Genomic DNA, 18,466 nt, shown 5'->3' with positions numbered 1-18,466 from the left:
TCAGCCACCCCATCGAACGCCGTTTCGTAGACCGGGAGCGGATCGGCGTATCCGCCATCGCGGAGGAAGCGGAAGCCCCACTCTCGACCTCGCGTCGCCCAGATGTAAGAACCCGGCTCAAGCATCACGTCAAGCTCCGAAGGAGAACATCATCTTCCTCCCCCTTATCCAAGTCCATCTGGAACTGCGTCAGCGTCGCAGTGACGAAATTGTGCTTGGCAAGCGCCTGCGAGTTCAGCTCGCGGAGCTTGTCGCCGGCCATCTGAGCCGCTTCATCAATGACGTCAGGGCTCAGCATCGCGAGGACGGCGCCGAGCTTCCCCTTCTTCTGCTTGCCGAGGAGTGCGGCGGCCAGAAGCTTCGACCCGCCATTGATGATCCCCTCCGCGACCTTGGTCGGAAGCTGCCCGAGCCTCGCCCACTTCGCATGGCGCTCAAGCGGCAGCAGGGCGGCCACAGGCAGAACGAGGTCGATCCCGACGCGCTTGTCAACTTCGATCTTGTTGGGTTCGAACTTCGCCGATGACAACAGGAGGAAGTCTTCGGCTACTGACATCGCGCTTGGATTCTGAGCAAAGCCAGCGAGCACCTTGCGCAGCTCGTCGAGGTCGTCGGCGGCTTTCAGGTCGAGTAGATCCCTGAACTTGAAGACGTCAATGTGGGGGAGCAAATCTGCCTTCGACAGCGCCACGATCCAGATGCGTGGGAACTGCAGAAGTGGCGTTCCCTCGTCGAGCAGATCGTCCTTGAGCGCGAGGAGTCCGTTGGCGTAGTTGCTGAAGAGCGATTTCAAGTAGCGTTCTTCTTCGCCGGCATGATCTAGAAGACGCTGGCCGTCGACGAGCAGCAGCGCGACGTCCGACCCGAGCAACGAACGAAACGTGTCGACGCGGCGTCGTGCTTCTTCGCCGCTGGCGCCTTGCTCGAACCAATCGCCGGGGTAGTCATGCCAGACAAGCCGCAACGCATGGAACGGTTGAGCCTTGGACGCCTTCGGGCTCGGTTGCTCTTTCAGCTTGATCGAGAAGGCATACGATGTCGCTGCGAAGCGGGTGAGGTCCGGGGCTCTGGCTTCGTCACGCATGCCAAGGTAGTTCCGATTCAGCCGCGCTCCTTGCCCGATGTCCTCCGCCACGACGCGATAAAGGCTCTGTTTCAGGAACGAAGCTTCCTGAGCCGCGCCATAAAAGGAAGACACCAGTACGGTCTTACCGCTACCGCTTCCGCCGAACACAGCAATGTGCTGTTCGAGCGCAGACTTCTTCTCTTGCATGGTCCCAACGTAGAGCACGCCGTAGATAACCGCCTTGCAGTTCCGTTGTCGTCGCGGCGGCGGGCTAATCCGTCTTCTCTCGGTCGCTTACGGTGTCTGTCGACGAACCTCAGCGAGGTCGGCGGCGTCGCCCGCCTTGCGAGATAGGACGCTGTCGCGTGCCGCAAGCGGCTGACCATCGATCCGCTCATACGCCGACTGCATCTCTGCGGTGACATCGTTGCCGAGCGTGCGCACCTGGGCGAGGCTAGGCTGGCGGCCCGCGACGTGGGTCACGAAACGCACGCGCTCCTCGATCAGGGCCGCTTCGACTTCAATGGCCTCAACGATGTCGAACTCGGCGCCGAAAACGAGGAACACTGCGGTGTCGTAGCCGGCGCTCCGGAATGGGCTGAAGCGCGCGCCGGGCCCGGCGGCGCGATTGGCCATCGCCTTCACCTGGATGCGCGAGCCCGCCGCGGTGGTGATGTCGTGCGACTTGGTAGAGTTGGGTTCCAGTACTCCGCCGCGCGCCAGCCAGACAACGTGCTCGGCGATGTCGCCCAGTGGCTTGTTGTTCGTGCGCACCAGGTCGCGCCGCCGAAGTTCATGCACGACGCTCGCCTCCAGCTGCAGCAGGTGCCGAACCGGCATGAGAGTGATGTCGGGCAGGGTGGTCATCCGCCCAGTCTCCCGTACCATCGGCAGCGCTGACGCTTGCTTCAGCGAACGCTGCACTACCAAGGCGCCGTTCACACTCTGCCAGGATGAACATATGGTCACCCTGGACGATGTCGCTCGCGGGCTGGCAGCAGATATCGACCCCGATGACGCCGAGCCGGAGTACCTGGCGTTATATACCGCCGAGGCCCCACCGTTGGATGGCATCTTCGCGGTCCTGCACGAGAGACTCAACGGCCACTTCCGGTTCATGAACACGAAGATGACCATGGGGCGCCACTTCAACGCGGGCGACAGTCGTGACCTCATGGACCTGATCCAGCAGATCAGCGACATGAGGAAATCGCTCAAGCGTGCTGGCGTGACCTTCGAGGTACGCGAGGACTATAGAAAGCTCATTGAAGAGTGCAAGTCGTTCTTGGTCTACTCGGGAGGAAGCCCGATCCCGGACTCAGTCGAACGAATAGAGATCGAGCGCTACGAGGCTGTGATGTTCACGTCGGCGCCAGCTCCGCAACGCAGAAGCGATGCCCCGCCGATCCTGACACTCGTCGGGGAAGGTTCCTTCGCGCTGGTGCACAAGTACGACGATGCGCTGTACAACGAAACGTTCGCGGTGAAGCGAGCAAAGGCGAACATCTCCGAGCGAGACCTCGCCCGGTTCCGAGCGGAGTTCGACCTGCTGCGTGCGATTCGCTTTCCCTACATCGTCGAGGCCTACGACTATGACTCGAACCGCAACTCATTCACCATGGAGTATTGCGATGAGACGCTGGGGGAGTACATACGCAAGGGAAACTCGACGATCAGTTGGTCAACCCGCAAGCGCGTGACTCTTCAGTTCCTCTATGCGCTCAACTATCTCCATGTTCGCGGCACGCTTCATCGGGACATCAGCCGCAACAACATCCTCATCAAGAAGTACGACATGGGGGCTGTGCTGGTGAAGCTGTCGGACTTCGGTCTACACAAGCATCGGGACTCGGACTTCACGCGCACGGAGACGGAGATGAATGGGTCGATCATCGATCCGCTTCTCGAATCCTTCAAAGACTTCAAGCACACTAATGACATCTACGCGGCCGGTGTCATCGTCTCCTTCATCTTCACCGGCAAGACCAGGCTGGGCGTCGCTGACGGCGCGGTCGGCGACATTGTGAATAGCGCGACGAGCCTCGTCGAGTCGGAAAGATTCGCCTCCATCTCCGACATGATCTCAGCCGTCGAGGTGCTGGAGGCACCTGCAGCGACGTCCCCGGAAGCTCGCGTCTAGCGTCCTCCGACTAGCAGTGCGGTGGGCGTTCGATGGGTGGGCTCTGCCGATTCGACCTAAACCGTGACATCGAATCTCGGGTGCACTCCCACTCCGTGCAGCGGCCGGAGAAGAGCACCGAGGTTCGCGTTGTTCAGGGCGCGATGGGCAAGTATCGACTCACCGACCGAGGGACCGCCACCCGGAACACCCTTGATGACTTCCCGAACCCGAACGGGACTTGCGGGCGTGACGACCTGGCCCGGCGGCGCTCCGGGCTCGAACGCTATCTCGTGGCAGCTTCTTGGATCGCCGCCGCGAGCTCGTCGTAGCCGACGACCGCTGTGGCGAGCTGCTGTGCTCGCACCCAGGTAAGTGTTGACTGCCCGGTTGCCTCGAGCGCAACGCGCGAGAGCACGGCGAATCGCCAGTTCCCGATGTCGAGTTGGTCGAACTGCTCTCGCCCGGCGAGATTCACGGCGAGAACGTAAACGTCGGCGTTGTAGGTCGACTCGGCGGCGTATGTGTTCGTTTCCGGGTCGAGGAGCTTTCCGCGAAGACCTGAGAATGCGAGCGTGGACGGTTGGCGCTGCGCCCATCGCTGCACGAGTGCGCTGGACTTCACCTCGATGCGGATGTCGCCCCACAGGACGTCGAACGCGTCCCACTCGACGCGCACTGGCCGCTCGACCCCGGTGGCACGCCACACAAGGTACTCGGCCAGCCACCCGCGAACATTGTTCGTGGTCACGTCGGGCAACGCGAACCGCCAGAAGTCAGACACCGATGCGTCGACTCCGAGTAACCGCTCGTCACCGATTAGCGGATCCAGCGGAGGCGGCTCGACCATCGTCATGACGTGAGCATACTGGTCGCCGTCCCACCGAGGATTCGATGCTAGACGGGGACGTGGACTCGCCGACCTAGCCTCGATGTGTTCACGAGTACGGAATCGAAAGAGCGCTCTCCACCGCTTCCGGTTGCGCACGACCACGAAGACGCGACTGCCGGCTATAGGTTCTGACTAGGTGAGCGCATCTAGGCACCCGCTCTCACCTCTCGTAACACACCCCGTCACCATCTCCGTCGCGGCATGTGTAGTAGCCAGCCTCGGTGCGACGCTGGAGTTCCGCTTCCACCTCGCGAATGCGTCTGTCTGTCTCTTCCCGTGCTGCTGCCCACGCAACTGCGTCCTGCTCTGCTACTGACCGGCATACGCCCAGCCCCGCGACTGATCCGACAACTGCCGTATTGCCGGCCTGAGCGATGAGCGGGGCGTATTCGGCTTGGACCGAGGTCAGGTTCGTGTTCTCGATAAACGGTGAGAACACGATGCCTTCGCTGGGTGGAGGGAATCCTCCGCCAAAATCCGACGTGTGAGGCATCCACCAGCCGCTACGAACGAGAATCTCATTCACTGACTCCAACGGTGGGCTTGGCCAAGGGTGCTCGGCCGTCCGTATGTGCAGGAACCCCTCATCTCCCCGCACGTCGGAGCGCACGGCGAGCACCTCTGTTCCCACCGGCACGAGGGCGCTCACGTCAGCGGTGTAATCGGCAGACGCGCCGTTGCCTGTCGGGTCAAGACCGCAACTGTTATGGACGGGCGTGACGAGGTCGAGTCTGACCTCGGCGCTGTCCACGAGTAGTGTCTGAATCCCGTCGAACCCCGTCACCGTCCCGGAGAACACGCGCTCGCCGACGTGGCTGTCGTCGGCGAGGGTGGTCGCCACAGCTTCGGCCGCCTCGTCGTTTTTCAGAACGTAGAATTCGACGCGTTCGTGTTCTCGGAGTGGCGTTCCCGGCAAGGGTGCCTGGGACACGACTGTCCAGTTCCCGCCCATGTAGATGTCACGATCTTCCTCGGAGGCATCGTACTCCTTGATGAATGCATCCCACTCCGCCAGCGCGTCGCGCGCTTCCGGGAGCTTTTTGCCAACGAGGTTGGGCACTCGGTAGTCGGCGGAGTCTGGGAGCGGCCAGTATTCGCGGATGGCTTCGAGTTCTACGGGGAGGGCGTCTGCAGGTTCCGTGGCTGCCGGCGCGCCGGTTTCTCCGCCAGTAGGTCTCTCAGGGGTCGGTAGCGTGATCCCACTACACGCGGTCAACGCGAGCATTGTTCCGACGAGCAGGGCGAAAGACGGTCTGTGTCGCACGGCGCCAGACTATCCGGGGATCGCACGGGGCGCTCAGGTCAGTGCCCGCATGCGCAGCAGAGAATCGAGTGCGACAACACCGAGTGCTTCACATGTGGTGGTCCGACTCGGCGATTGCTTCGTCGAGCTGTCGCATGCGCTCCTCGATCCGGAGTCGCGCGACGACCGATTCGGAGTGCTCGCTGCAAAGCCACTGGCCATCGAAGTTCTCGCCCGTCCGTGTCCGACATCGGTCCCCGAGGCTGACGTGCTCACACCGCGCACTTGGTGCTGGACGGAGATGGTCGGGGGCATTCGCGGCGTACGGCGAACTCTCCCATCTGTACGGGTGTTGAGGGCAACGCCATTCGAACCAGCCGCCGTTGCCGGGCCCGTCGAGGTCGGGGGCCCAGACGCTGTGTTCACGCCAGCGGCGGACCACGACGATGTCCTGCGTGCTGTGGGTCCGTCCCCACTCTTCGCGGCGGCAGTAGGTGCATTCGCTTGTCAATGGATCCTTATCATCGCCGCGGTCTTCGATGTCGAGGATCGGGTAGGGCGTGTCGATGAGCATGTCTTTAAAGAGGACCATCAAGACTCCTTTCCGGCGAAGATGCTCGTTCTATCGATTCCGTCGCGCAATCGCGTCCACTGCTCGGCGCACGCGGGGCTGATGCGGTAGTAGACCTCGCGTCCTCGGGCCGGGCGGAGGTCTTGGCCGGTTGCCCTCGTGAATGGCGCAAGTGTCCCCTCTGGTAGGTGCGCGTTGATGTAGCGGTAGAGGTGCGTGCGGAAGGTGGAGATCACCGATGCCGTCTGCCCGGTCCACTCAGCCAGCTCAGCGATGCTGAGCCACTGGCCCGCCCCGCCGTGCTCTACAACTGCATCCATGATCCTGACGTAAACACGTGCCGTCGTCGTGGGTGCTGATGCGAACCGCTCAACTTGTTCGTCAGGCCAAAGCGGGTAATCGGGGATCCCGTCGTCAGGAACGGCTGTTCGTGGGAGGCGGTTCGGCTGGTCGGCGATGAGGAACGCCGCGAACCTTCGCACTTCGTCGGCGATTTCCGACGGTACGTCGATGGTGATGAGGTTGCTCATGTCGCAGATCCTACTTCGTGTGCAGCACTCCACCAACATACAGTGCAGCATACGGTGTGAACCAAGCGGGGATTCGCTGTTTCGAAGCCTGTTACGCATTAAGCGTGGTGAGCTCAGCGCGTGTAGTTGGAATCTGGCATCACAGACTGTGCGTCTGCCGGGCGACGAACGGAATGAAGATGCATCTTCGCCGGGTGAGGCAGGCCGCGTCGATACGATGTGGGGAAGCATCGCGTCGGGTGAGGGTTCATCGTCGGCCGACGGCACACTGGAGGGGCGACATGGGCACTACCACGGAGACTCGTGCTGCGTTGAAGACATGGCGCGAGGGGCTCATCGGACTGGATCGACGAAGCCGTCTCCTCCGCTTCAGGGCTCCCAGGACATCCTCGCTGAGCTTCGATGCTCCCTCCGCGGATGCCATCCTCGATCTGCTCCGTTCCGGAAAGCTCCAGAGCTTCGTTGGCGATCTCATTGACCCGGATACCGGTGAGGCGAGACCGGCGCGTGCTGGAGCTCTCCTTCACGTTCCTCGCGCAGACGCGGAGATCGGTCCTGTGGTCCGCACTCTGATGCGCCGCGCGAACGAAGAGTTCCTCGACCGCGGGCTTTCCGTGCTCTACGTCGCTTTCGGAATGCTGAAGTGGCAGGACGTGGACAAGACGGACATGACCAGTCCGATCTATCTGCTCCCTGTTGAGTTGGTCCCGGAAGGGCCTCGAGCTACCCCGAGGATCAAGGGTGGTCAGGACGACGCCGTCCTCAACCCTGCCCTTCCGCTTCGTCTCAATGAGTTCGGGATCACTCTTCCGACGTACGAGGAGGTCGAGGGGCTGACCGTGTCGGAGATCCTGAGCCGCTTCACCACAGCACTCGGCAAGGCGAAGGATTTCAAGGACTGGAGCCTGGAACCCGAAGTCCACCTCGCAACGTTCTCGTTCGCCAAGGAGGCCATGTACAAGGACCTCCTCGACAACGAAGCGACCATCATCGACCACCCGGTGGTCCGTGCTCTGGCGAACGGTGACCCCACGACTCAGAGCGATGAGTTCCAGTTCGACCCTGTCGATCCCGCGGACATCGACGAGGTCGCCCCGCCGGAGCGCACACCACTCGTACTGGACGCGGATTCCTCTCAACGTGCCGCCGTCGCAGCTGCTCTGGGCGGACGCAGCTTCGTGATGGACGGACCGCCAGGAACGGGTAAGTCTCAAACCATCGCCAACATGATCGGCGCGCTCATGCACGCCGGCAAGTCGGTGCTCTTCGTCTCGGAGAAGATCGCCGCGCTCGATGTGGTGAAGAACCGCCTCAAAGACAGCGGTCTCGAGAGTTACCTGCTCGAGCTGCACTCCCACAAGACGAACCGCAAGGACGTCGCATCCGAACTCCTCCGCACCCTCGACAACGTCGCCCAGCCACCCCACGCGATGACCGCCCCATCTCGGTCAGCCCTTGAAGACCGCCGCCGCCGACTCAACTCCTACGCGGTGGCGATGAACGAGCGCCGCTCACCGCTGCAGGCATCGCTTCACGATGTCCTCGGTGAACTCGCCGAGCTCGTCCACGTGCCGGTCGCGCCCGCTCCGGGTCGCCCACCTCTCCAGCTGTCAGAAGAGGGACGCGCAGCACTCGGCGACACTCTCAGCCGCCTCGAACGAACATGGCGCCCCGCAGCACAAGGCACGACTTTCCTATGGCGCGCTGTCACAGATCCCTCCTCGCTCGAATCGCGCCTCTACTCCGCGGCCAGCACCCTGGAAGAGCTTCAAGGCACGATTCGCCTCAATGACGATGTCGTCGATTCGTTCGGACTGCGCACACCCCGACAAACGACGACCTTGATGGAGTTGCTGGATCTCCAACACATTCACCGACCCGGTTTCGTCAACGACGCATGGCTGACCGCAGTCGACCAGACTTCCATCCACGCAGATCGTCAACGACTTGGCGATCTCGTCGCCACGTATCAGCGAGCCGCTGACCTCGTCATCGAGCTGGCGGGTGTCAGTTACGACCAGCTGCCCATCGACTTCCCCGCGCACCCAGAGGCCATTACCGTTCATGGGGCAATTGACCTCGCCGGGCTCACCGCGCAGACGCTGAGAGGCACCGCAGACGCGTTCGCAGCCCGGGCGGCATCGCTCACCGCTGCGATCACCGCCGTCGGCAACCTCGCTCACCTCGTCGGTGTGGCCGCCCCTACCTCCTTCACTGACGCAGACCGTGTCGTGCGCCTCACTGAAATACATCGCGAGTTCCCCGGCATCGAAGCCGCTTGGCTCACACCCTCCGGGCTTCATGCGGCCCGTAACGCCGCAAGCGCTCTTCGTCTTGAAGCTCTCGCGCTCGAGCGCAGCGAATCCCAGGCGAGCGGACTCTTCACCCCGAGCGCTCTCACGGCACCACTGCGGGATCTCCAGGACCGCTTCGCCAACCTCCACACCGGACTCCGAAAACTGTCCGGCGCGTACCGTACCGACAAGAAGGCGCTCGGAGCCCTCCTCGCCGACGCGAAGGAGGTGAAGTCAGGCATCGCCCACCTTTCGGATGCCATCGCCTGGTCCGATGCCGTGGGAAGGTTCGAGGCAGCCGGCATCGCATCCGGACACCTACTCGGGCGATGGTGGCAGGGACGGTCTACCGACTGGGACGCAGTCGACCGCTACCTCGGAGCGGCCGCGGAAATCATCACCCTCAGCGGCGACGCGGTCTCCCGCTCAACGGTCACCTACCTGGCTTCCACGACGGTTGACCCCACAGAGGCGGCAGTTTCAGACTCCGTGCGTCTCGAGCTCGCCAGCTGGCGAGCAAGCGTTGCATCGCCTCCTGCCCTGGCCGGGCGACCGGAACTACTCGTCGAACCACCGGCGACCTCGGTCGCCTGGCTGTCCGCTCACATCGCCCCCATGAGAAGCGCCGCTGAACGGATCGAGTCGGTGTCGGCCCGCACCAACAGAAACCACACTCTTGGAGATGCTGAAGCGATCATCGCTGCAGTCCAGGATGCGCGCGCTTGGACGCGAGAACTGGACTCGGCGGCCACCGAACTGAGCGCCCAGTTCGGACACCTCTACCAAGGCGCCCGCACCGACCTCACCGTCGTGGACATGGCCCTCGGCTGGGCGGAGAGAGTTCGCGAGCTCGCGGGCGCTGCACTTTCACCTCACCAAGTTTCTGCTCTGGTCCAATCCTCTCCCGTCGGCAGCCTTGAGTCCGTCCTCCGGAAGTGGGAGAGCGCGCGAGACGAGATCCTCAACGCGTTCGGCTCGTCGCGGACGGACGAGCTGCGGGAAGACTTCGGCGACTTCGTAACTGCCTTCGAACTTCTGCGCGACTTCCAGTCCGACACCATCGGTCAACAGGAGTGGTTCGACTATCAGGCAATCCGCGCCGAGCTTCGCGAACTCGACCTCGATGAGACCGTCAACTTCTGCATCGAGCAGCGCTTGCAGGCTGCGGACGTTCCCAAAGTCATCGAGCGTGCCTTGCTGCGGGCGTGGGCGGACGAGCACATTCGGACTGACACCCGCTTGCATCCACTGCTCGCCGCAGACCGAGAAGCTCTCGTCGCCGAGTTCCAGAAGCTCGACCGAGAGATCGTCGCAGCAGCCACCAGCGACATCATCAAAGCCGCGAACACGCGGCGGCCCGCAAACACCTCGTTGGGAGAGCCCGCCCTCATCCGGCGGGAGGGCATGAAGCAGAAACGCCACATGGCGGTTCGCAACCTCATCACCCAGGCGCGTACAGCGATTCAAGCCATCAAGCCCGTCTTCATGATGTCTCCACTCGCGGTCTCGCAGTACCTTCCGCACGATCTGAAGTTCGACGTCGTCATCTTCGACGAGGCATCCCAGGTCACCCCAGGCGACTCCATCAACTGCATCTACCGCGGCAGATCGTTCATCCTCGCCGGGGACGACAAACAGCTCCCGCCCTCCCAGTTCTTCGAACGGGCGGTGGAATCCGACGACTCCGACGAAGATGACTCTGACGTCAAAGACTTCACTTCGATCCTCGAACTCGCCAAATCCTCCGGCGCCTTCCGAAACCTGGGCCTGCGGTGGCATTACAGGTCGCGTCACGAAGCGCTCATCGCGTTCTCGAACTATCGGTTCTATGAAGGACACCTTGTCACCTACCCGTCCGCACAGGACGAAGGACCAGACGTCGGGGTCGAGTTCTTCCACGTAGACGGGATGTATCGCCGAGGCGGAGGAGCAGACAACCCGAAGGAAGCCAAAGCCGTCGCCGAGAGAGTCATTCAGCACTACCGGACAAGACCCGGTCTCTCCCTCGGCGTCGTCACCTTCTCCGTCGCGCAGGCCGACGCCGTTGTCGCGGCCGTCGACGAACTTCGCACGCAGCACAGAGATCTCGACCCTCACTTTGACAAGAGCGACCGACTCAACGGATTCTTCGTCAGGTCACTCGAGTCGGTCCAAGGCGACGAACGCGACGTCATCGTCTTCTCCATCGGGTACGGCCCAGACGAAGCGGGCAAGATCTCGACCAACTTCGGTGTCCTCAACAAGGACAAGGGATGGCGTCGCCTCAACGTGGGAGTCACCCGCGCAAGGCAACGCATCGAGGTCGTCGCATCCATGGACGCAGGCGACATCCCACCCTCCATGAACGAGAACGTCGAAGCCCTGCGCGCGTACCTCGACTTCGCCCGCAGAGGTATCTCCACGCTCGGCACACAAGCCTCCGTGACAGGCCTCATGCCCGACTCCCCGTTCGAAGAGTCCGTGATCCGGGCGATACAGTCCTGGGGCTACGTCGTTGAGCCCCAAGTCGGAGCCGCTGGCTTCCGCATTGACATCGGTGTGCGACATCCCGCCAAGCCCGGCTCCTTCGCCCTCGGCGTCGAATGTGACGGCTACCAGTACCACTCGGCACCCGCCGCACGTGACCGGGATCGGCTCAGGGACCAAGTGCTCTCAGGCCTCGGGTGGACCCTTCACCGGATCTGGGGCACCGGCTGGTACCGAGATCGTCATCAGGAAGAAGAACGCCTCCGCGCTGCCATCGAAGCCGCAGTCGCGGGAACAACGACCCGTCAGCGGAACTTCACCATTCCACGTGCGGCGGTGGAGACCGCCGCAGCGGAAGCAGACGTCCCCTTCGCGTGGGCTGTCGACTACGTCGAAGCGAAACCCGTCCAGTTGCCGCACTGGGTCCAGCCGGCAGAGCCCGGCAACCACCTCCACCTGGTCGAACCCCTCAAAACCCTCGTTCAGGTTGAAGGTCCTGTTCACCTCGACACCGTCAGCGAGCGCATCCGAGAATGGTGGTCCGTCGGCCGAGTTACCGCCCGGCTCAAGGACAACATCGACCTAGCAATCACCAAAGCGGGCCTCGCCCGAGATGGCGATTTCGTCGATGTGCAGGGCCGCACGGTAACGAAGGTGCGGTCACGCGACCACAACCGCAAACCAGACCAGGTCCACCTCGATGAGTTCGCGCTCGCCGCCGAGATGCTCGTACGAGATGTCGGCGGAGCGTCACGTTCAGAGGTGGTGAATGCCGTCGCGCGCCAGTTCGGCTGGACACGGACGGGCGCCATCGTAGACCAGCGCGTGAATGCAGCTGTCGACCGCGCTATTGCCCGCGGGGTTCTCGCCGAATCCGGCGATACCTTGTCTGCAGCACCTTCTAAGTAGCGTCATCATCCAGTACTAGCGAGAGTGACGAGAACGCAGCCGTTCGAGGCGACAGTTTGCAGTGTCGCATGGTCGCGATGCTTGGAGCGCGTGATGCCATCAGCGTGCTCCTTGCCGTGGTTACAGCGCAAGGTCACTCGCCCTCTGACCGCGAGGAGGAGAGTGCCGATAGCATCAGCGCGTGGAGGAATCGGATTTCTACGGCATCAGCGGAATGAAAGAGACCGTCTGCCTGAGCCACATCACAGACGACGTGTTGCGCGGCGCTCTCGGCGAAGTCGCCGATAAGTTTGAATGCTCGTTCTGCCCGCGAACGTCCGAGCGCTCCACGGAGCCTTTCGCCGTCGCCATGGATGAACTCGGATCTCGGGTTTGGGACGTGGTCACGTGGCTGTACCAGTGGACGGATGGGGGCGGAGACCCATGGCAGTACGAGGAGGAGTACGACGACACCTACGTGGTCTACGAGACCGTCGAGGAAGCTATTGATCCTGCATACGCCATGCAAGTCGTCGAATGTCTGATTGCAGCAACCAGCTCCTCGGATTCCTGGATTCCGAGTGACACCATCGACCCGTCGATGCTTGGCTGGGACGCCTACTCCGCGACGGTCCGAACGGAGAGTCGATTCGTCGTCATCGGAGCATCTGATCGGCCTGGCTTCGAGGACGAACCCCCAGCGAGAATCGGAAGGTTCCTCGCATCGCTGCTTGCATACGTCGAGTCCGACCTGGTGGTGGAGCTGCCAGCGGGATCGAGACTGTACCGCGGACGCATGACCGACGATGCTCGCGGTCTACTCGACAAAGTGCACGCTGAACCAAGTACCCAGCTAGGGTCCGCGCCATCTAACCTCGCGAAGAACGGTCGCCTTTCGCCGCCTGGGATCAGCCTCTTCTATTCAGCCGATGACCTGCAAGTCGCAATCGCTGAGATCGCTCTGCACTCCGAATACGACGAGGCCATCATGGGCGCGTTCAGAACCACGAGGGTACTGAGGATACTCGACTTCACTCGGCCGCTGACGACGCTGCCGAGCATCTTCGCAACGGATGACGACAGTCGGAGACGCTGGATGTTCGCCCGCTTCAAGAAGCACTTCACAGACATGATCACCGCCCCTGTAGTGCTCGACGGAAGAGAAGCGTTCGACTACACGCCCACGCAGGTCGTCGCGGAGTGGCTGCGATGGGTTCCGGTCGATCACATCGACGGCATCGCGTGGCCGTCCCATCTCACAGACAAGCTCAACGCCGAGGCCGAACCAGGTGAACCGATCCTCCAAGAGGAGGGCAAAGACGACAGTACCCACCCCCGCAACATCGCGCTGTTCTATGGCCACGGCACAGACTTTCAGTCAGATCCACCGACTACAGCCGAACTGGCTCGTCTGAATCAGCGGCATCCGACACTCACGCTATCTACGGATGACATCACCATGCACAGGGTTGTCCGCAGCGTTCGAGCGCAAGAGATCGAGCAGGTCGACGAGGACTGGGACGATCCCAACCCGATGTTCATGACTTCTGGCTGGTAGGCACATAGCCGCGTCCCTCGAACGTGCCGGTCGAAGGAGCCGCTCCGGCCGGTGTAGTGACTGGTTGGACGGCAGCAGGAAAATCGTTGAGGTCGTGCAGGAAAGCCGTGCGCGGGTGCGGGGTCAGACGGGCACCACAACGGCTTTTGCCAACAGCCCACCATTCCGGGGCCGGAATCTCGCACGAGGTTCCGGCCCTTCTGCCTTCCCGGGATCGCCGAGGGCATGAGGAGGCCACGCCCTCCGCGACCGTCAGTGCGTCGGAAGAAGCTCCGCGATCTTCCCCGGGGCCGCACCGACCAGCGTCTCGCAGGCCTGTGCCAACCGAGCGGCGAACAGCGCGGCGTCGGTACGGCGCGTCAGCGCATGCGCTGCGATGCCGTCGATCATGGCGAGGATCTGCCAGGCCACGGCATCCGTGTCGTCGGTGCGGAACACGCCGGAGCTCCGGCCCTCCTCGATGAGCTGCGCGACGAACGACTGCCAGGCGCTCATCTGCTCGTCGATGGCCACCGACAGCGCTGCACTGCCGCGGCCGAGGGACCAGGCGTCCACCCACACGAGCGTGATGTCGTCGTGGCCACTGCTGAGGACCGTGGAGATCATCCGTGCCATCCGTGCTGCCGGCTCGCTCTCGGTCTCGGCCTGGGTGCGGACGTCGTCCAGTTCGGATGCCGTCAGCTCGCGGAAGGTGCGCGCGACCAACTCGTCCATGCTCGATGCGTAGTGCGAGACGAGCCCCGGCGCCACCCCTGCCCTGCCGGCGACCGCCCGCAGCGTCAGCGCGGACAGTCCCTTCTCCCTGGCGATCGCGATCGCGGCGTCGTAGATCTCGCCGGCGCGCTGCTCCGGAGTCTTCCTGGTCCGTGGACGCGTATCGGATGTTGACATGGTGCCTCCAGTGTAGGAACATTCCTTTATTGGTCATGCGACCAACAAGCTGTTGTCGACAAAGGAGATGACATGGGCTGGCGGATGCCGCACGAGGGCGAACGGCACGAACGCAGCTGGATGGCGTTTCCGCGCGTGGGCGTCACCCTGGGCGACGGTGCTGCCTGGCGCGACACGGCGTACCGCGCGTGGACCGACGTCGCCCTGGCGATCGCCGAGTTCGAACCGGTGACGATGGTCGTGGACCCGACCGAGATGGCGCGGGCGCGGGACATGCTCGGCTCGGCCGTCGAGATCGTCGAGTCGCCGCTGGACGAGTTCTGGATGCGCGACTTCGGCCCGACCTTCGTCCTCGACGACGATCGGCCGGGCGTCCTCGGCGCGGTCGACTGGATCTTCAACGGCTGGGGTGCGCCCGCGTGGGCCGAGTGGCAGGTGTCGGCCGGCGTCGCGCGCATCGTCGCTGCACACGTCGGAGCCGAGCACATCAGTTCGGTGCTCGTGAACGAGGGCGGCGGCATCCATGTCGACGGCGAGGGCACGGTGCTGCTCACCGAGACCGTGCAGCTCGACCCGAACCGCAATCCCTACGCCGACAGGGGCCGCGCCGAAGCCGAACTCGCACGCACGATCGGCGCGACCACAGCCATCTGGCTGCCGCGAGGCCTCACGCGCGACTACGACGAGTTCGGCACCAACGGGCACGTCGACATCGTCGCCGCGTTCGCCGCTCCGGGCCGGGTGCTGCTGCACCGCCAGGACGACGCGGGACACCCCGACCACGTCGTCACGCGGGAGCTGAAGGCGTTCCTGCAAGACCAGACGGATGCCGCGGGCCGCCCGCTCGAGATCATCGACGTCCCCGCCCCCGAGACCCTCCGCGACGACGAGGGGTACGTGGACTGGAGCTACATCAACCACCTCGTGGTGAACGACGCGGTGATCGCGTGCGGGTTCGGTGAGGACGCCGCCGATGCCCGCGCGCGGGACATCCTCGGGTCCGCGTACCCCGGGCGACAGATCGTGACCGTCGACGCGCGCCCGATCTTCGCGCGCGGCGGCGGCATCCACTGCATCACCCAGCAGCAGCCGGCACCGACCGAGGCACCCGCATGATCGGCGTGGTCGAAGCATCCATCGCGGACCTGCGGCGAGCGCTCGAGACCGGTGCGGCTACGAGCGTCGCGCTGGTGCAGGCCTATCTCGCCCGCATCGACGCGTACGACGCACCCGGCACCGAGACCGCACTCAACGCGGTCGTCGTCCGCAACCCCGACGCCCTCGCCGAAGCCGCGGCGTCCGATGCCCGCAGGGCGGCCCGGCACTCGCTCGGCCCGCTGGACGGCATCCCGTACACGGCGAAGGACAGCTACCTCGTCGCCGGGCTCACCGCGGCATGCGGATCCCCGGCGTTCGCGGATCTGGTCGCGCAGCGGGACGCGTTCACGATCGAACGGCTCAGGGCCGGCGGGGCGATCTGCCTCGGCCTGACCAACATGCCGCCGATGGCGAACGGCGGGATGCAGCGCGGTGTGTACGGACGGGCGGAGAGCCCGTACAGCGCCAACTGGCTGACCAGTGCATTCGGATCCGGCTCCTCCAACGGATCGGGTACCGCGACCGCCGCGAGCTTCGCTGCCTTCGGACTCGGCGAGGAGACCTGGTCGAGCGGTCGGGCACCGGCGTCGAACAACGCCCTCTGTGCATACACGCCCAGCCGCGGCGTCATCTCGGTGCGCGGCAACTGGCCGCTGGTGCCCACGATGGACGTCGTGGTGCCGCATACCCGTACGATGGCCGATCTCTTCGAGGTGCTCGACGTGATCGTCGCCGACGACGCCGACGTCCGCGGCGACTTCTGGCGCGCCCAGCCGTGGGTGCGTATCCCTGCCGCATCCGAGGTGCGTCCGGCGTCGTACCGCGACCTCGCCGTGGCCGACCCTCGTTCCGCTCTCGCCGGCCGGCGCTTCGGCGTGCCGCGCATGTACGTCAATGCCGATCCGGATGCCGGCACCGGCACCACCATCGGAGGCGCGACCGGGCAGCGCATCGTGACCAGGGCGTCCGTCATCGACCTCTGGGAGCCGGCGCGCCGAGACCTCGAAGACGCCGGCGCCCACGTGGTCGACGTCGACTTCCCGGTCGTCACCAACTACGAGGGCGACCGCGCCGGGGCGCCGACCGTGCGCACCAGGGGACTGGTGTCCGAGCGGTTCCTGCGCTCCGAGATCGAGGATCTCTCCGCATGGGCGTGGGACGACTTCCTGCGCGCGAACGGCGACCCCGCGCTCGATCGGCTCGAACTCGTCGACGGCGCGCGCATCTTCCCGCATCCGGAAGGTGCCCTCCCGGATCGCTACACCGGCTTCGATGACGAGATCGCCGGGTATCCGGCCCTCGTCCGCCAGCGCCCGTACGCGTCATTCACCGACATCCCGCATCTCGAGGAGGGCGTGCGCGGGCTCGAGGAGACCCGTCGCATCGACCTCGAGGAGTGGATGGACGCGCTCGGCCTCGACGCCGTGATCTTCCCCGCCGTCGCCGACGTCGGCCCCGCCGACATGGACGTGAATCCGGCATCCGCCGACGCCGGTTGGCGCAACGGTGTGTGGGTCGCGAACGGGAATCTCGCGATCCGACATCTCGGCATCCCGACCGTCACGGTGCCGATGGGCACGACGGCAGACATCGGGATGCCGGTGGGTCTGACCATCGCGGGCCGCGGCTGGGACGACTCCGCCCTGCTGCGCCTCGCCGCCGCGTTCGAGGCGACCGGCGAGCGCCGTACTGCACCGCCGCGCACTCCCGCTCTTCCCGGACAGGAACTCCCGTGACGTCGCCCTTTCCGCGCCCGGAGCGGCGCCTGCAGATCACGGCCGACGCCTCGGATCCGCTCCAGCGCGGCGTCGAGCGCGGCAGGCAGCTGCGGGAGACTCTGCCCGGCGCGATCGACGCGTATGATCGGCTCTTCCGCCTCGGCGCCGTCGACGAGAAGACCGTGCGCGACGACGCCGAGCGGCTGCTCGACGCGATCGATGCCCACCGTCCGGCGCTGCGCGCGCAGATCGAGGGCATCGCCGCCGGTGCGGATGCCGAGATCTGGCGCGTCGCCGCATTGAACGGCCGCACGGAGATCCTGTCCCGCAGCATCGCCGTACCGCCGGGAGAGTGCTCGACCATCGTGCGCTCGATCCGCGATGCGGACGGCCGTGCGCACACCCTCGGCGTGCAGACGTGGGACTGGCACATGGAGATCGCGCCGTATTGGCACACGATCATCTCGCGCGGCGGTGTCCACGACTACGCCGGGCTCACCGAATGCGGCATCCTCGGCAAGATCGGCGTGAACAGCGCCGGCGTCGCGCTGCACTTCAACATCCTGGGGCACCGGTCCGACCGGCCAGAGGGCATCCCGATGCACGTGCTCGCCGCTCTCGTGCTCGAGGAGGCCTCCAGCGTCGCGCGCGCCGTCGAACTGGTGCGCGAGGCGCCGGTCACGAGCTCCGGCTCGTTCGCGCTCTTCGACGCCGCGGGCGACGCCGTGCTGCTGGACATCTGCCCCGAAGGCGTGTTCTCCGCGCCCGCGATCACCGAGGGCACCTGGCTGCGCACGAATCACTTCCTCACCGAAGCACCAGCGGCGCACGAGAAGACCTGGCTGTACCAGCCCGACTCCGGTCAGCGCTGGGACTTCCTCCGGGGTCGACTGCTGTCGGCCGGCGCAGCGACGGATGCCGAGCAGCTGCGCGCGATGCTCGTGACCGGCGACGGCGAGCCTCCGGTGACCTGCATACCCGACCTCGCGCTTCCGATGGGACAGCGGTGGGCCAGCCTGGCCACCGTCGTGCTCGACCCCGCCGGTCGTCGCGCCGACGTGCTCGACGGCACTCCGGCCGAAAACGCCACCCGCCCGCATCTGGCGCTCGCGCTCTGACCCGATCGAAGGGA

At 64.5% G+C, this 18,466-nt stretch carries 13 protein-coding genes; 6 read left to right on the top strand and 7 right to left on the bottom strand.

What is annotated here, in order from left to right:
* Positions 1–124: 124 nt before the first annotated feature.
* On the bottom strand, positions 125–1,273 hold the full coding sequence (locus tag BLU02_RS04215) for a TRAFAC clade GTPase domain-containing protein (protein WP_060921163.1): 1,149 nt from the start codon (positions 1,271–1,273) through the stop codon (positions 125–127).
* 87 nt (positions 1,274–1,360) lie between these two features.
* On the bottom strand, positions 1,361–1,933 hold the full coding sequence (locus BLU02_RS04210; RefSeq protein WP_157547006.1) for a hypothetical protein: 573 nt from the start codon (positions 1,931–1,933) through the stop codon (positions 1,361–1,363).
* A gap of 94 nt (positions 1,934–2,027) precedes the next feature.
* On the opposite strand from BLU02_RS04210, the gene BLU02_RS04205 reads away from it, so the two are divergent.
* Entirely contained in the window at positions 2,028–3,206 is a 1,179-nt protein-coding gene (locus tag BLU02_RS04205) for a protein kinase family protein (protein WP_060921118.1), read from the top strand.
* Positions 3,207–3,471: 265 nt separating this feature from the next.
* On the opposite strand, the gene BLU02_RS04200 is transcribed toward BLU02_RS04205, so the two are convergent.
* The 4 genes from BLU02_RS04200 to BLU02_RS04185 form a co-directional block, all read right to left on the bottom strand.
* Positions 3,472–4,041, bottom strand: coding sequence for a hypothetical protein (locus BLU02_RS04200; protein ID WP_060921119.1), 570 nt, complete (start codon positions 4,039–4,041; stop codon positions 3,472–3,474).
* Between the two features lie 196 nt (positions 4,042–4,237).
* Positions 4,238–5,341: a PASTA domain-containing protein gene (locus tag BLU02_RS04195; protein ID WP_157547004.1), complete on the bottom strand. Its 1,104-nt coding sequence runs from the start codon at positions 5,339–5,341 to the stop codon at positions 4,238–4,240.
* An 88-nt stretch (positions 5,342–5,429) separates the two neighbouring features.
* Positions 5,430–5,912, bottom strand: a complete 483-nt coding sequence (locus tag BLU02_RS04190) for a hypothetical protein (protein ID WP_060921121.1) — start codon at positions 5,910–5,912, stop codon at positions 5,430–5,432.
* Positions 5,912–6,421, bottom strand: a complete 510-nt coding sequence (locus BLU02_RS04185; RefSeq protein WP_060921122.1) for a hypothetical protein — start codon at positions 6,419–6,421, stop codon at positions 5,912–5,914. Before BLU02_RS04185 ends, BLU02_RS04190 begins: the two co-directional genes overlap by 1 nt.
* A 281-nt stretch (positions 6,422–6,702) precedes the next feature.
* Between BLU02_RS04185 and BLU02_RS04180 the strand changes: the two genes are divergently transcribed.
* Complete coding sequence (locus BLU02_RS04180; RefSeq protein ID WP_167627832.1) at positions 6,703–12,090, top strand: DUF3320 domain-containing protein; 5,388 nt, start codon at positions 6,703–6,705, stop codon at positions 12,088–12,090.
* Between the two features lie 181 nt (positions 12,091–12,271).
* On the top strand, positions 12,272–13,627 hold the full coding sequence (locus BLU02_RS04175) for an RES family NAD+ phosphorylase (protein ID WP_060921124.1): 1,356 nt from the start codon (positions 12,272–12,274) through the stop codon (positions 13,625–13,627).
* Positions 13,628–13,879: 252 nt separating this feature from the next.
* Here the strand turns inward: BLU02_RS04175 and BLU02_RS04170 are convergent, their stop codons facing one another.
* On the bottom strand, positions 13,880–14,518 hold the full coding sequence (locus BLU02_RS04170; protein WP_060921125.1) for a TetR/AcrR family transcriptional regulator: 639 nt from the start codon (positions 14,516–14,518) through the stop codon (positions 13,880–13,882).
* 72 nt (positions 14,519–14,590) lie between these two features.
* Between BLU02_RS04170 and BLU02_RS04165 the strand changes: the two genes are divergently transcribed.
* From BLU02_RS04165 to BLU02_RS04155, 3 genes are read left to right on the top strand one after another with little or no spacing between them, the layout of a single operon-like run.
* Positions 14,591–15,634: an agmatine deiminase family protein gene (locus BLU02_RS04165; RefSeq protein ID WP_060921126.1), complete on the top strand. Its 1,044-nt coding sequence runs from the start codon at positions 14,591–14,593 to the stop codon at positions 15,632–15,634.
* Positions 15,631–17,352, top strand: a complete 1,722-nt coding sequence (locus BLU02_RS04160) for an amidase (protein WP_060921127.1) — start codon at positions 15,631–15,633, stop codon at positions 17,350–17,352. Before BLU02_RS04165 ends, BLU02_RS04160 begins: the two co-directional genes overlap by 4 nt.
* Complete coding sequence (locus BLU02_RS04155; RefSeq protein WP_060921128.1) at positions 17,349–18,452, top strand: C45 family autoproteolytic acyltransferase/hydrolase; 1,104 nt, start codon at positions 17,349–17,351, stop codon at positions 18,450–18,452. The genes BLU02_RS04160 and BLU02_RS04155 overlap by 4 nt, the downstream gene beginning before the upstream one ends.
* Positions 18,453–18,466: the final 14 nt, after the last annotated feature.

Source organism: Microbacterium paraoxydans, from assembly GCF_900105335.1.
Lineage (GTDB): Bacteria > Actinomycetota > Actinomycetes > Actinomycetales > Microbacteriaceae > Microbacterium > Microbacterium paraoxydans.
Note: the sequence above shows the minus strand (reverse complement) of the source record. Positions and strands in the feature narration are given on the sequence as shown.

Coding starts and splice junctions, on each gene's coding strand:
- BLU02_RS04160 (WP_060921127.1), top strand. CDS start 15,631: ATGATCGGCGTGGTCGAAGCATCCATCGCGGACCTGCGGCGAGCGCTC.
- BLU02_RS04185 (WP_060921122.1), bottom strand. CDS start 6,421: ATGAGCAACCTCATCACCATCGACGTACCGTCGGAAATCGCCGACGAA.
- BLU02_RS04190 (WP_060921121.1), bottom strand. CDS start 5,912: ATGGTCCTCTTTAAAGACATGCTCATCGACACGCCCTACCCGATCCTC.
- BLU02_RS04170 (WP_060921125.1), bottom strand. CDS start 14,518: ATGTCAACATCCGATACGCGTCCACGGACCAGGAAGACTCCGGAGCAG.
- BLU02_RS04180 (WP_167627832.1), top strand. CDS start 6,703: ATGGGCACTACCACGGAGACTCGTGCTGCGTTGAAGACATGGCGCGAG.
- BLU02_RS04210 (WP_157547006.1), bottom strand. CDS start 1,933: ATGACCACCCTGCCCGACATCACTCTCATGCCGGTTCGGCACCTGCTG.
- BLU02_RS04200 (WP_060921119.1), bottom strand. CDS start 4,041: ATGACGATGGTCGAGCCGCCTCCGCTGGATCCGCTAATCGGTGACGAG.
- BLU02_RS04215 (WP_060921163.1), bottom strand. CDS start 1,273: ATGCAAGAGAAGAAGTCTGCGCTCGAACAGCACATTGCTGTGTTCGGC.
- BLU02_RS04205 (WP_060921118.1), top strand. CDS start 2,028: ATGGTCACCCTGGACGATGTCGCTCGCGGGCTGGCAGCAGATATCGAC.
- BLU02_RS04165 (WP_060921126.1), top strand. CDS start 14,591: ATGGGCTGGCGGATGCCGCACGAGGGCGAACGGCACGAACGCAGCTGG.